9 protein-coding genes are annotated in these 13,025 nt (G+C 69.3%); all 9 read left to right on the forward strand.

All coding sequences use genetic code 11. The annotated features are described in order from the left end of the window. The first annotated feature begins 233 nt into the window (after positions 1 to 233). Entirely contained in the window at positions 234 to 692 is a 459-nt protein-coding gene (locus HMPREF1868_RS01325; RefSeq protein WP_062529707.1) for a DUF2975 domain-containing protein, read from the forward strand. Between the two features lie 32 nt (positions 693 to 724). Then, a complete protein-coding gene (locus HMPREF1868_RS01330) occupies positions 725 to 952 on the forward strand; it encodes a helix-turn-helix domain-containing protein (RefSeq protein WP_231782244.1) in 228 nt (75 codons plus the stop codon). Further along, the gene (locus tag HMPREF1868_RS01335) at positions 949 to 2,502 is read left to right on the forward strand and encodes a DUF4153 domain-containing protein (protein ID WP_082719464.1); all 1,554 of its coding nucleotides are present in this window, start codon (positions 949 to 951) and stop codon (positions 2,500 to 2,502) included. The genes HMPREF1868_RS01330 and HMPREF1868_RS01335 overlap by 4 nt, the downstream gene beginning before the upstream one ends. Before the next feature lie 340 nt (positions 2,503 to 2,842). Then, positions 2,843 to 5,749, forward strand: a complete 2,907-nt coding sequence (gene uvrA, locus HMPREF1868_RS01340) for an excinuclease ABC subunit UvrA (protein WP_062529713.1) — start codon at positions 2,843 to 2,845, stop codon at positions 5,747 to 5,749. A gap of 11 nt (positions 5,750 to 5,760) precedes the next feature. Beyond that, on the forward strand, positions 5,761 to 6,258 hold the full coding sequence (ybaK, locus tag HMPREF1868_RS01345) for a Cys-tRNA(Pro) deacylase (protein ID WP_062529717.1): 498 nt from the start codon (positions 5,761 to 5,763) through the stop codon (positions 6,256 to 6,258). 63 nt (positions 6,259 to 6,321) lie between these two features. Next, positions 6,322 to 7,995, forward strand: a complete 1,674-nt coding sequence (gene murJ / locus HMPREF1868_RS01350; RefSeq protein WP_197414910.1) for a murein biosynthesis integral membrane protein MurJ — start codon at positions 6,322 to 6,324, stop codon at positions 7,993 to 7,995. A 769-nt stretch (positions 7,996 to 8,764) separates the two neighbouring features. Further along, on the forward strand, positions 8,765 to 10,438 hold the full coding sequence (gene hisG / locus HMPREF1868_RS01360) for an ATP phosphoribosyltransferase (RefSeq protein WP_062529723.1): 1,674 nt from the start codon (positions 8,765 to 8,767) through the stop codon (positions 10,436 to 10,438). Then, positions 10,435 to 11,850 carry a histidinol dehydrogenase gene (gene hisD, locus HMPREF1868_RS01365; protein ID WP_062529725.1) on the forward strand — a complete coding sequence of 472 codons (1,416 nt, stop codon included), beginning with the start codon at positions 10,435 to 10,437 and terminating at the stop codon, positions 11,848 to 11,850. Before hisG ends, hisD begins: the two co-directional genes overlap by 4 nt. A gap of 21 nt (positions 11,851 to 11,871) precedes the next feature. Then, on the forward strand, positions 11,872 to 12,960 hold the full coding sequence (hisC, locus tag HMPREF1868_RS01370; RefSeq protein ID WP_062529726.1) for a histidinol-phosphate transaminase: 1,089 nt from the start codon (positions 11,872 to 11,874) through the stop codon (positions 12,958 to 12,960). Positions 12,961 to 13,025 lie beyond the last annotated feature (65 nt).

The following is a 13,025-nucleotide window of genomic DNA, read 5'->3' on the forward strand; positions in this document are numbered from 1 at the left end:
GGCGCCGCTCGGCCTCGGGCTGGCTCGTGCGGGGCGATGCCGCTTGGGACGCTGCGCTTCCTGGCGGGCCTGCCGTCGTTCTTCTCATCGTATGATTTATCGAAAATCAGTAAATTAATATCGAAAAACGATATGTTTGCCCTATAATGGCCGTCGACGAAGTGCCTGATTCGTCGACGGCCTCCGGCAGCTGCCAGGCCGACGTCCCATACCGACAGCCGCTTGGAGCTCGCATGTCACGAAGAGAGATGTCCCTCCTCCTCAAGGCGATCGACCTTCTCGCCGTCCTTTCCTGCCTCGTGGTCGCCATCGCCGCCATCCCGCCCGTCGAGGCGCGTGGCGTGGTCCCGCCCGGGTCGACCCTCCTGTTCACCCTGGGCATCCTGCCCCTCGTCGTCCTGGCGGCGGTGGCGTGGAGGCTCTTCTCGTCCATCGGCGTGGGAGACGTCTTCACGCAGGGCAACGCGCGTCTTCTGCGTCGCATGGGCTACCTTGCGGCGGCCGACGCGGCCGTGTGGCTCGCCGAGCTCGTGGCGTACCTCGCCCTCGTTGAACCTGTCGTATTCAGCGTCGTCGCGTCCCTCTCCGTCGCCCTCGTGTTCTCCGTCTCGCTCGCCGTGGTGTGCGTCGCGCTCTCGGGGCTCACCCAGAACGCGGCCCAGATCAAAGACGAGAACGACCTGGTGGTGTAGGCATGGGCCACATCCACGTGAACCTCGACGTCATGCTCGCGCGACGCCAGATGAGCCTCACCGAGCTCTCCGAGCGCGTCGGCGTGACCATCGCGAACCTCTCGATACTCAAGACGGGCAAGGCGCGGGCGATCCGCTTCACCACGCTCGAGGCGATCTGCGAGGAGCTCGACTGCCAGCCCGCCGACCTGCTCGAGTACCGCAGGGACACCGACGAGAAACGCCGCGGGGACACCGACGAAAGGAAGTGGGACAGATGAGAGAGCCAGAAGCCGGGGGCAGGCCCCCCATGCCCGGACAGATCGCGGAGGAAGGTATCGCCGAGAAGCCCGCCTCCGCCGACGCCCCCGCCCGCAGCCTGGAGCCGGCAGGCCCGCGCGACTACCTCGTTCCCGCCTGCGCCGCGGGCCTCGCCATCCTCTGGAGCGTCGCCGCCGACCACACGATGCTCTCGCTCGCCCTCATCACCATCTGCGGCGTGGGCATCACGATCTGCATCTTCGCCTTCTTTGTCGTCGCGCTCGCCCTGCGCGGGGGCCTGCGCGACCTGGGGGGTGCCGCGAAGGCCCTGCTCGTCGCCTGCCTGCTCCTCGCGCTCGCCCCGACCCTCGTGTCAAACCGGGACCTCCGCATGCTCAATGCCCTCGTCATGGGGGCGAGCTGCATCCTCGAGTACCTGCTGCTCTCGGGCTGCGCCGAGGACGTGGCGCTGAGCCTCGGCGGCTGCCTGCGCGCCATCGGCTTCTTCTTCGTGGAGCAGTTCTCGAACACTGCCCAGCTCAGGCTGCTGAGCCGCGGCAGCTCGGGCAAGGGTCGGCTTCGCTCGTCCCTGCTGGGACTGCTCGTCGCGCTCGCGATCCTCATGGTCGCCGTGCCCCTGCTCTTCAGCGCCGACCCGGTCTTCGCCGACCTCTTCGGGAGGATCCTCGGCTGGCTCGACGACGGGCTCTTCGCGTGGGGCATGCGTGCCGCCCGCTTCGCCTTGGCCTTCGTCGCCGGCTCCGGGATGCTCCTGGGCCTGCTTCATGGGCACGGACGCTCCGTTGGAAGGCTCGAGCCCCACTCCCCGCGTCGCGCCAGCGCCAGCTCCGTGGGCACCATGCTTGCGGCGCTCGACCTGGTCTACCTGCTCTTCGTGGGGGTGCAGTTCGCCTACCTCTTCGGCGGGGCGAGCTCTCCCGCCATGTTTGGCGGGTACGCCGGCTACGCGCGTTCCGGCTTCTTCCAGCTCGCGGCTGTCGCGGGCATCAACATCGTGGTGGTCCTGGCGAGCGTCTGGGTGCGCAGGGACGCCGAGCGCTCCCGGCCCGTCGTGGCTCTGCAGCTCGTGCTCCTGGCGAGTATCGTGGTCATGCTCGCGTCCGCGGCGCTGCGCATGTCGCTCTATGTGGGCGCCTACGGCCTGACCATCCTGCGCCTGCTCACCTTCGTGGGCATGGTGGGGATACTCTCGCTGGTCGTGTATGCGACCGTCTGGCTGCTGAGGCCCGAGTTCCCCATCTTCCGCTGGGCCATCGCCACGCTCCTGTGCATTTGGGTCGCCTTCATGCTGAGCGGTCCCGCCGCGCGCGTGGCCGACTTCAACGTCGATGGCTTCCTTGCGGGCAGGGTGCAGGAGATGGACGTCTACTACCTGGGCGACCTCTCGGCCGATGCGATACCCGCCCTCGAGCGGCTTGCCGCGCGGAGCCCGGAGTACGCCGTGGAGGCGCGGATGCAGGTCCGCTCGCTTCGGGCCGGCGTGGACGCGAGCGGGTGGCAGGAGCGCTCGGTCGCGGAGATGCTGGAGCTGCAGAAGCTCGAGGGCTGAGGAAGCCCGAAGGCTGCGGATGCGCGAGGGCCGAGCAACTCGCCGTTGATTGTGGCTGCCCGGGCGGAAATTCCCGCCCGGGCTTTCTCGTGCCGCAGAAAACTGCGCATTGGGTTTCTTTCAGCCGCAAGAGTCCTGGGCAAACGCCGTCCGTCTCCACAATTCGAGGCTTCCGTGCGCAGTTTTTGGCCGACCCTCCCAGTAGCGCGGTGCCGTCTGGCCTCCTCTCGCCCCGAGTCCCTGCGGGGATGCTGTCGAATCGCCGCCCAACGACACGGCCCCCAGCGCTTCGGGTATACGCTAGTGCTGTCTGAACGCCTTCATTTCCAAGGGGTAGCACATGGCCTCCGAGTCCATCGTCATCCGCGGTGCGCGCGAGCACAACCTGCGGGACATTGACGTCACCATCCCGCGCGACAAGCTCGTCGTCATCACGGGTCTCTCGGGCTCGGGCAAGTCGAGCCTTGCCTTCGACACCATCTACGCCGAGGGGCAGCGCCGCTACGTCGAGTCGCTCTCGAGCTACGCCCGCATGTTCCTGGGTCAGATGGACAAGCCCGACCTCGACTCCATCGATGGCCTCTCGCCCGCGGTCTCGATCGACCAGAAGACCACGAGCCGCAACCCTCGCTCCACCGTGGGAACCGTGACGGAGATCTATGACTACCTGCGCCTGCTCTACGCCCGCATCGGTGTCCCGCACTGCCCCGAGTGTGGCCGCGTGATCGAGCGCCAGACCACCGACCAGGTGGCCGACAAGGTCCTCGCCGTGGGCCAGGGCCGCCGCGCCCTCGTGCTGGCCCCCGTGGTCCTGGGCCGCAAGGGCGAGTACGCCAAGCTCTTCGAGGACCTGCGCCACGAGGGCTTCAGCCGCGTGCGCGTGGACGGCGAGGTGCGCGAGCTCGAGGAGGACATCAGGCTCGAGAAGAAGCTCAAGCACTCCATCGAGGTCGTCGTGGACCGCGTGGTCATTCGCGAGAACAGCCTCGGCCGCGTGGCGGAGGCCATCGAGACGGCTACGCGCCTCGCCTCGGGCCGCGTCTCGTTCTACCTGCTCCCCGACCGCGACGCCCCCGAGGCCGCGGAGGGGGAGCTCCTGAGCTACTCCCTGGCCCTGGCCTGCCCCGAGCACGGCCACTCCATAGACGACCTGCAGCCTCGCGACTTCTCGTTCAACGCGCCCTACGGAGCCTGTCCCGACTGTGACGGCATCGGGACGCGTCGCAGCGTGGACGCGGAGGCGCTGATCGAGGACCCGACGCTCTCCGTGGCAGGCGGCGTTTTCGGCAGCATCTTCGGCCACTCCAACTACTACCCGCAGATCCTCTCGGCCGTCTGTGCCCACATGGGCGAGAGCGACCAGACCCCTTGGAACAAGCTGAAGAAGAAGACCCAGCACGCCCTGCTCGACGGCCTGGGGGACGCCAAGGTCCGCGTGGAGTACCACACGCGCGACGGCCGCGACACCAACTGGACCACCACCTTCTCGGGCGTGCGCTCCATCCTCTTCGAGAAGTACCAGGAGACCACCTCCGAGACCATGAAGACCCACCTGGAGAAGTACATCCGGGAGGTGCCCTGCCCCACCTGCCACGGCGCCCGCCTCAAGCCCGAGTACCTGGCCGTCACCGTGGGGGACCGCAACATACAGGAGGTCTGCGACCTCAGCTGCAAGGACGCCCTGGATTTCTTCGAAGGCCTGTCCCTCACCGAGCGCCAGCACCTCATCGGCGCCCCCATCGTTAAGGAGGTCATCGCCCGCCTGCGCTTCATGGTCAACGTGGGCCTGGACTACCTCACGCTGAGCCGCGCCGCGGCGACGCTATCTGGTGGAGAGGCCCAGCGCATCCGCCTCGCCACCCAGATCGGCGCCGGGCTCATGGGCGTGCTCTACATCCTGGACGAGCCCTCCATCGGCCTGCACCAGCGCGACAACGACCGGCTCATAGACACCCTGCGCCGCCTGCGCGACCAGGGCAACACCGTGATCGTGGTGGAGCACGACGAGGACACCATACGCGCCGCCGACTACGTCATAGACATGGGTCCCGGCGCCGGCGAGCTGGGCGGGGCCGTGGTGGCCGCCGGCACGCCGGAAGAGATCATGGCCAACCCGGACTCCGTCACCGGCGCCTACCTCACGGGTCGCAGGCTCGTCGAGCTCCCTGCCGAGCGCCGCAAGCCCGGTCGTGGCGCCATCAGGATCAGCGGCGCGACCGCCAACAACCTGCGCTCCGTGAGCGCAAAGGTGGAGTTGGGGACCCTCACCGTGGTCACCGGCGTCAGCGGCTCGGGCAAGTCGTCCCTCGTGACGGACACCCTCGCCCCCGCCCTCACCAACGCCGTGCACCACTCCAAGCGCGCCGTCGGGCCCTACCGCCGCCTCGAGGGGCTGGAGGACGAGGAGGGCCGCAAGGCCATAGACAAGGTCATCGACATCGACCAGAGCCCCATCGGCCGCACCCCGCGCTCCAACCCCGCGACCTACATCGGCCTCTGGGACGACCTGCGCGCGCTCTTCGCCAGCGTGCCCGAGAGCCGTGCGCGCGGCTACAGCGCCGGGCGCTTCTCGTTCAACGTGCCGGGCGGCCGCTGCGAGGCGTGCAAGGGCGACGGCCAGATCAAGATCGAGATGAACTTCCTCCCCGACATCTACGTGCCCTGCGAGGTCTGCCACGGCAAGCGCTACAACCGCGAGACCCTCGAGGTCACCTACCACGGCAAGAGCATCAGCGACGTCCTGGACATGACGGTGACCGAGGCCCTGGCCTTCTTCGCCAGCATCCCCCGGATCAAGCGCAAGCTCCAGACCCTCTATGACGTGGGCCTGGGTTACGTGCACCTGGGCCAGCCCGCCACGACGCTCTCGGGCGGCGAGGCGCAGCGCGTAAAGCTCGCCAAGGAGCTCCACCGCCAGCAGACGGGCAAGACCCTCTACATTCTGGACGAGCCTACCACCGGCCTGCACTTCGAGGACGTGCGCATGCTCGTCGAGGTGCTCGAGAAGCTCGTTGACGCCGGCAACACCGTGCTGGTCATCGAGCACAACCTGGACGTCATCAAGATGGCCGACCGCATCATAGACATGGGCCCCGAGGGAGGTGCCGGCGGCGGTACCGTCGTAGCCTACGGCACCCCCGAGCAGGTCGCCAAGGCCAAGGGCAGCCATACCGGTCGCTACCTCGCGCCCATCCTGGAGCGCGACCGCAGGCGCATGGCCGAGCGCGCCTCAAAGGGCAAGGGCTAGGGGAAAGGGACGTGGCAAAGCGGGAGAAGGTCGCGAAGACCAACGCCATGCGCGAGCTCGAGCGCGCGGGAGTCGCCTACACCTGCCTCGCCTACGACGCCGACGGGGAGGACCTCTCGTCCGGCGTGGGCGTCCGCATCAGCGAGGCCCTGGGGGAGGACGTCGACTCCTCCTTCAAGACCCTGGTAACGGTGACGCCCTCGGGCGGGCACGTGGTCTGCTGCATCCCCGTGGCCGAGGAGCTCGACCTCAAGAAGGCGGCGGCAGCGGCGGGAGAGAAGTCCCTCTCGATGATGCACGTGCGCGACCTCGAGGCCGTGACCGGCTACGTCCGTGGCGGCTGCTCGCCGGTGGGCATGAGGAAGCCCTTCCCGACCCTCATCGACGAGTGTGCCCAGCTCTTCGACGACGTAGGCATCTCGGGCGGGAGGCGCGGTCTCAGCCTGCGCCTCGACCCCCTCGACCTCGCCGCCTTCACCAAGGCGAAGTTCGCAGACATCTGCCGCTAGGCGGCACGACCCGGACGCCTGCGGGGCCCGCAGGAGCGGCCCGGCCCAGACAAGGAGCTAGCAATGCCCAAGCACATGGCAACGCCCACGAGCACCCGGCCACGGGTCCGTCCCTCGGCCCCCGGTGCCGCCGGCGTCGAGCCCCAGGACCGAGAGGCGCAGGTCGGCCGCTCCGCCGCCCTCATGAGCGCCCTCGTCATCGTGAGCCGCCTCACGGGCTTCTTCCGCACCTGGGGCCAGGCCTACGCGCTGGGCGTCACCGTCACGGCGAGCTGCTACTCCGTGGCGAACAACCTCCCCAACCAGCTGTACGAAATCGTGGTGGGTGGCATGCTGGTGACGGCCTTCCTGCCGGTCTACCTCTCGGTAAAGAAGCGCCTGGGGCGGGAGGGCGCCAACGCCTACACCTCCAACCTGGTCACGATCGTCCTCATCCTCATGGGGGCGGTCTGCGCCCTGGGCTTCGTCTTCGCGAGCCAGGTGGTGTGGACCCAGTCGTTCAGCGCGAGCTCCGACTTCGACAGCGAGCTCGCCGTCTACTTCTTCCGCTTCTTCGTCATCGAGGTCGTGCTCTACGCGCTCTCGTCGATCCTCTCCGGCGTGCTCAACGCCGAGCGCGACTACTTCTGGTCCAGCGCGGCGCCCATCTTCAACAACTTCGTGACCACGGCCTCCTTCCTGGCCTATGCCTGGCTCGTGGGGTCCGACCCGCAGCTCGCGCTCGTGCTCCTCGCCCTGGGCAACCCCCTTGGCGTGGCGGTCCAGGTCCTCATGCAGGTTCCGTCGCTGTCGAGGCATGGCATCCGCATCCGCCTGCACCTCGACCTGCATGACCCTGCGATCAAGGAGACCCTTTCCATTGGCGTGCCCTCGCTGGTGGTCATGCTCTGCTCCTTCGAGACGGTCTCGGTCATGACCAGCTCGTCCCTCTCGGCCACGGCGGCCGGCGCCTCGGTGAGCTACTACGCCCGTCTTTGGTACACCCTGCCCTATGCCATCCTCGCCGTCCCCATCACGACGGCGATGTTCACCGAGCTCTCGGACTACGTGGCTCGCGGGGACATGGACGCGTATCGGCGCGGCGTGTCGGCGGGGACGAGCCGCATCCTCTTCTTCATGGTGCCCTTCACCCTCTACCTTGTGGCCTTCGCGCGGCCGCTCGTCGTGCTGCTGGCCGCGGGCAAGTTTTCCGCCTCCGACATCGACATGACCGCGAGCTACCTGCGGGCGCTCTCGGTTTCGCTCGCGCCCTATGCCGTGGTCATGTACCTGCAGAAGGTCTGCTCGTCGCTCAGGCGCATGGGGCTCTATGCCAGCGCGCACGTGGTGGCCGCGGCGATCCAGACCGTGATCTGCCTCGCGCTCACGCCGGCCTTCGGGCTCAACGTGGTCGCATGGTCCTCTGCGGTCTACATGGTCGCCGTGCTGGCAGTGACCTTCTGGAACCTCAGGCGCACCATCGGTGGCCTGGGCATCCGCGGCATGCTGGCCACTGCGTTGCGCTCCCTGGCGCTGGGCCTCGCGGGCGCCGCCGCCGGCTGGGGCGTCATGCGCGGCCTTTCCGCCACCGTTCCCTCGCTGGCCGCCGCGGGCGGCGTGCGCGGGGCGCTCATGCTGGTGGTGGCGGGCGGCATCCCCTCGCTGGTCGTGACCTACGGCCTGGCCGCCGCCTTGCGCCTGCCCGAGATGTCCGCCGTCAACGCGATTCTGGGCAGGCTGCTCCGCCGTCGCGGCTAGCCATCGACCACGTCCGACGCGCTATACGACATCGCGACCACGTCCAACGCGTCTCTCGCCTGCGAATGTCTGCGCCTGACGCGCCGGTTCACGCCGCAGGCACGTCCAACGCGTCACGTAACATCGCGACTACGTCCAACGCGTCACGCAACATCGCGACTACGTCCAACGCGTCTCGATACTGCTCGAAGGCGTCCAACGCGTGCGGGGTGGCTGCGTTTGCCCAGTTGGTGACTATCGATAAGACGCGTCTGACGTAGTCGGGACAAATCGACACGCATTGGACGTGCTTGTGAGGGGTTGGCGCGCGTTGGACGTTGTCGACGCGGATTGACGCGTGCTTGGCGTAGTCGAAACGATTGCCGGGCCGTTCGTCGCCGCGAAGGCGCCCAACGCGTCGGGGTACATCGCGACCACGTCCAACGCGTTTTTTCATCGCGTGTCAACTGGGCAAACGCGAGGCTCTCAGACGCGTTGGGCGTAGTGGTGGCAATTCGGTACGTATTCGACGTGGTCGGCGCAAGGCGAGAGGCGCGTTGGACGTAGTGGCGGTAGTTCGGCGCGTGCCGGACGTAATGGCGGCAATTTGGCACGCGTACGGCGTATTCGACGCCAGGGCGCACGTGCCGGGTGTGGTCGACGAAAGTTTCCGGACGGTGAAGCCTGTCTCCCCGCCGCTTTATCGTGATAAAGTACCTCTCGACAAAAGCACTTTACTCGGATAAAGCGCAGGGGAGAGGACCCACATCCCTGCCAGAAGGGGGACGCCATGGCTGCACGGACGCCCCGGGGGTTCCGCGACATCCTTCCCGCCGAGGCGCTGGTGCGCGAGGGGATCCGCGCGCAGGTGGCCGAGCTCTTCAGCTCTCGCGGCTACCTCCCGGTCGAGACGCCCCTGCTCGAGGAGCGCCCCGAGCTCGAGCGCGGCGGGAGGATCCGCAACTCTCCCTTCCAGCTCATCGACGCGGACGGCAGCCTCATGGTGCTGCGGCCCGACCTCACGCTCCCCATCGCCCGCCTGGTCTCGGCCCGCGTGCCGGACGGCGGGCTGCCGCTGCGCCTGCGCTACGCCGCGCCTCTGGTGCGTGAGGAGTCCGAGCTCGGGGGCAGGCCCCGTCAGCTCACCCAACTGGGGGTGGAGCTCTTCGACCTCGAGGGCGCCCGCCCCGAGTTCGAGCTCGTCCTGCTCCTGGCAGAGGTCCTCGACGCGCTGGGGGTTCCCGCCTGGCACGTGGCCTGCGGCTCGGTGCGCCCGCTGCAGGCGTTGCTGGCCCGGCGCTCGCCCTCCGAGGAGGTGACCGCTCGCGTGCTCGAGCTCGTCCATGCCTCGGACCTCGTGGGCCTGGACGAGTATCTGGACGGGCTCACGCTCGAGCCCGCGCTCGACCGCGCCCTGCGCGAGCTCCCGCGGCTGACGGGCGATGCCTCGGTGGTGGCGCGCGTGGACGAGCTCCTGGCGGCGGCGGAGGTCCCCGAGGGCGAGAGGGGCACGGGGGAGCTTGCGGCGATGGCCGAGGGCCTGCACGAGCTCCTGGGGTCCGGGCAGGTCGCCTTCGACTTCTCCATCCTCAACTCCTTCGACTACTACACGGGCGTCGTGTTCCGCTGCTACTCCGAGCTGGCCTCGGACGCGCTGGCGTCGGGTGGCCGCTACGATGCCGTCCTGCGCAACCTGGGCAGGCCCAACGTCCTGGCGTGCGGCTTCGCCCTCTCGCTCGAGGCGCTGCAGGAGGTCCTGGGGCAGCGGGGAGGCCTGGGGGGCGTGGCAAGCGCGAGCAGCAGAGCCGAGCGTCCGCTCAGGATTGCCGTCCCCAAGGGGAGCCTCTTCGCCCCCACGGTTAGGATGCTCGAGGCGGCAGGGCTGCCTGTGGGGGAGCTGCGCGAGCCGGGGCGCAGGCTGGTGATTCCCGCGGACGGGGTGGAGTACGTGATCGTGCGCGCGCAGGACGCCCCGGCCTTCGTGGGCAACGGAGGGGCCGACTGCGGCATCTGCGGCAACGACTCAATCATCGAGGCGGGCGAGGAGCTGGTCCAGCTCGTGGGCCTGGGCTACGGCGCATGCCGCTTCGTCGTGGCGGAGCCGGCGAGCCGGCGCGGCGCCGCCGAGGAGGCCTACGGCTGGCGGGGCAGCGTGCGCGTGGCGACCAAATACCCGCGCATCACCCGGCGCTACTACGAGTCCATCGGTCAGCAGGTGGACATCGTGCAGCTGCACGGCAACATAGAGCTGGGGCCCATCGTGGGGATGAGCGACCGCATCGTGGACATCACCGCGACGGGGGAGACCCTGGCACAGAACGACCTCGTGGTGGTGGACGAGGTCATGGAGTGCGCCGCCCGCTTCTTCGCGGGACCGGCGGCCTACAGGTCGGACTTCCGGGTGCGCGCCCTCGCACGGCGGCTCCTGGAGGTATCGGCGTCAGGAGAGGGGAGCAGTCGATGAGGACCGTCAGGCTCGAGGGGGCGTCGCGCCTCACGCGCAAGGACCTGCAGAGGGCGGGGGCGCTGCCCCGCGAGGTCATGGAGGCCGCCGAGGCCATCGTGGACGACGTCCGCGAGCGCGGTGACGAGGCCGTGCGCGAGTACTGCCTGCGCTTCGACGGGGCCTGCCCGGACGCCTTCCGCGTCCCTGACGAGCTGGTCCGGGGCAGCGTGGAGCTCGTCGACGCGGGCTTCCTCGCGGCGCTCAGGAAGGCCCACGACCAGATCCTGGACTTCCACCAGCGCGAGCGCGAGCAGTCCTGGTCCACCACCCGCTCCGACGGGACCATCCTGGGCGTCAAGGTGACGCCCGTCCCCTCGGTGGCGGTCTACGTGCCGGGAGGTCGCGCGCAGTACCCCTCCACGGTGCTCATGGACGTCATCCCCGCCAGGGTGGCCGGCGTGCCTCGCGTCGTCATGGTCACGCCGCCGCAGAGGGACGGGTCACTCTCGCCCTACACGCTCGCCGCGGCAGCCGTCGCGGGTGTCGACGAGGTCTATGCCGTGGGTGGGGCGCAGGCGGTCGCCGCCGTCGCATATGGTACCGAGTCCATCCCTCGCGTGGCCAAGGTCGTGGGGCCGGGCAACGCCTACGTGGCGGCGGCCAAGCGCTACGTGATGGGGGACGTGGGCATAGACATGGTCGCCGGACCCTCCGAGGTCTGCGTGCTGGCCGACTCGTCCGCAGACCCCGCCATCGTCGCCGCGGACCTCATGGCCCAGGCCGAGCACGACCCCATGGCCGCCTGCTACCTGGTGACCGACGACGCCGGCCTGCCCGAGCGCGTGCTCGCCGTGGTGGAGCTCCTGGTGGCGCAGTCCCCGCGCGAGGAGATCACCCGCAGCTCGCTGGACGGGCGCGGGCTCTGCGTGGTCTGCGACGGCCTTGACGCCGCCCTGGACGCGGTTGACCTCATCGCGCCGGAGCATCTCGAGCTGCACTGCCGGGACGCCTTCTCGCTCCTGGGGCGGGTGCACAACGCCGGCGCCATCTTCGTGGGCCCCTGGAGCTCCGAGCCCCTGGGGGACTACGTCGCCGGGCCCAACCACACGCTTCCCACCGGAGGCACCGCGCTCTTCTCCAACCCCCTGGGCGTCTACGACTTCCAGAAGCGCTCCTCGGTCATCGCCTACACGCCCGAGGGCCTCGCGGCAGACGGACCCGTCGTGCAGGAGCTGGCCCAGGCGGAGGGCCTCTGGGCGCACGCACTCAGCGTTGGCCTGAGGCGGAGGCTGCTCGAGGGGGGCGGCCAGAATTTCGCCGATGTAACGGCTGCCTGCGAGGACGCCATGTCCGCCGCCTGGCCGCGTAAGCTCGATGTGCCCGCTCCCGTCCTGCTTCCTGGCTTCGGTGGCGCGGGCCCCGACGACTGACAAAGCACGGGAGGTGACGGCATGGCTGCCATCGACGACGCCCTCAGGTCCGCGCTCAGGCCCTCGGCCGCGGCGCTCGAGCCCTATGACCCCGCCTTCGCGCCGGTCCGCGTCAACCTCTCCGCAAACGAGAACGGCCTCGGCCTCCCTCCTGGCGTGGCCGCAGAGCTGGGACAGGCGCTCGCCCGCACGGCGACCAACCGCTATCCCCGGCCCCTGAGCGACGAGCTGAGGCAGGAGATAGCGCTCTGGCACGGCGTGGCGCCCGAGCGCGTCTGCGTGGGCAACGGGGGGGACGAGCTCCTCTTCAACCTCTTCGTGGCCTTCGGCGGCGCCGGGCGCACCCTCGTGGACTGCCCTCCGTCCTTCTCGGTCTACCGCCTCTATGCGGAGCTTGCCGAGACCGAGGTCGTCGACGTGCCGCGCGACCCCGCGGACTTCTCCCTCGACGAGGCGGCTCTGGTCGACGCCGCCCGCGGAGCGAGCGTGGTGGTGGTCACCTCTCCCAACAACCCCACGGGAAACCTGGCCCGACCCGGATTGGTGCGCGAGCTCTGCGGCGCCTGCCCCGGCCTGGTGCTGGCGGACGAGGCCTACATGGAGTTCGCCGACGCGGGACAGAGCTCGGAGCCGCTCCTGGGCGAGTTCGACAACCTCGTCGTCCTGCACACCTTCTCGAAGGCCTTCGCGCTCGCGGGTGCCCGCGTGGGCTACGTCCTTGCGTCGCCGGGCGTGGTCGCGGCGCTCAACGCGGTGCGCCAGCCCTATTCCGTGAACGTGCTCTCGCAGGCAGCTGCCCTGGTCTGCGTCAGGAGGAGGGACGAGTTCGCCCCGTCCGTGGAGCTGATCCGCCGCGAGCGCGCCCGTGTGCTCGACGGGCTGCGCCGCCTCGCGGGCCGCGGCGTCGAGGTCTGGCCCAGCCAGGGCAACTTCCTGCTCCTGCGCGTCCCGTCGGCGCACGTGCTCTGGGAGCGGCTGAGAGACGAGCGCTCCGTGCTCGTCCGCGACTTCTCGCGGGCGCCCGGCCTTTCCGACTGCCTGCGGGCGACCATAGGGACGCCCGAGGAGAACGACGCCTTCCTGCAGGCGATGGGGGAGCTTCTCCCCTGACCCTGGCTCTGGCCCCCGACGACCCCTGACCCCCGAACCTGCCCCGACCACACCCACTTGCCCCG

This window comes from Olsenella sp. DNF00959 (genome assembly GCF_001553055.1).
GTDB lineage: Bacteria > Actinomycetota > Coriobacteriia > Coriobacteriales > Atopobiaceae > Olsenella_I > Olsenella_I phocaeensis.

What these genes read in the sequence shown, in the direction of transcription:
- HMPREF1868_RS01325 (WP_062529707.1), top strand. Translation starts at nt 234, where the DNA reads ATGTCACGAAGAGAGATGTCCCTCCTCCTCAAGGCGATCGACCTTCTC.
- HMPREF1868_RS01330 (WP_231782244.1), top strand. Translation starts at nt 725, where the DNA reads ATGCTCGCGCGACGCCAGATGAGCCTCACCGAGCTCTCCGAGCGCGTC.
- HMPREF1868_RS01335 (WP_082719464.1), top strand. Translation starts at nt 949, where the DNA reads ATGAGAGAGCCAGAAGCCGGGGGCAGGCCCCCCATGCCCGGACAGATC.
- uvrA (WP_062529713.1), top strand. Translation starts at nt 2,843, where the DNA reads ATGGCCTCCGAGTCCATCGTCATCCGCGGTGCGCGCGAGCACAACCTG.
- murJ (WP_197414910.1), top strand. Translation starts at nt 6,322, where the DNA reads ATGCCCAAGCACATGGCAACGCCCACGAGCACCCGGCCACGGGTCCGT.
- hisG (WP_062529723.1), top strand. Translation starts at nt 8,765, where the DNA reads ATGGCTGCACGGACGCCCCGGGGGTTCCGCGACATCCTTCCCGCCGAG.
- hisD (WP_062529725.1), top strand. Translation starts at nt 10,435, where the DNA reads ATGAGGACCGTCAGGCTCGAGGGGGCGTCGCGCCTCACGCGCAAGGAC.
- hisC (WP_062529726.1), top strand. Translation starts at nt 11,872, where the DNA reads ATGGCTGCCATCGACGACGCCCTCAGGTCCGCGCTCAGGCCCTCGGCC.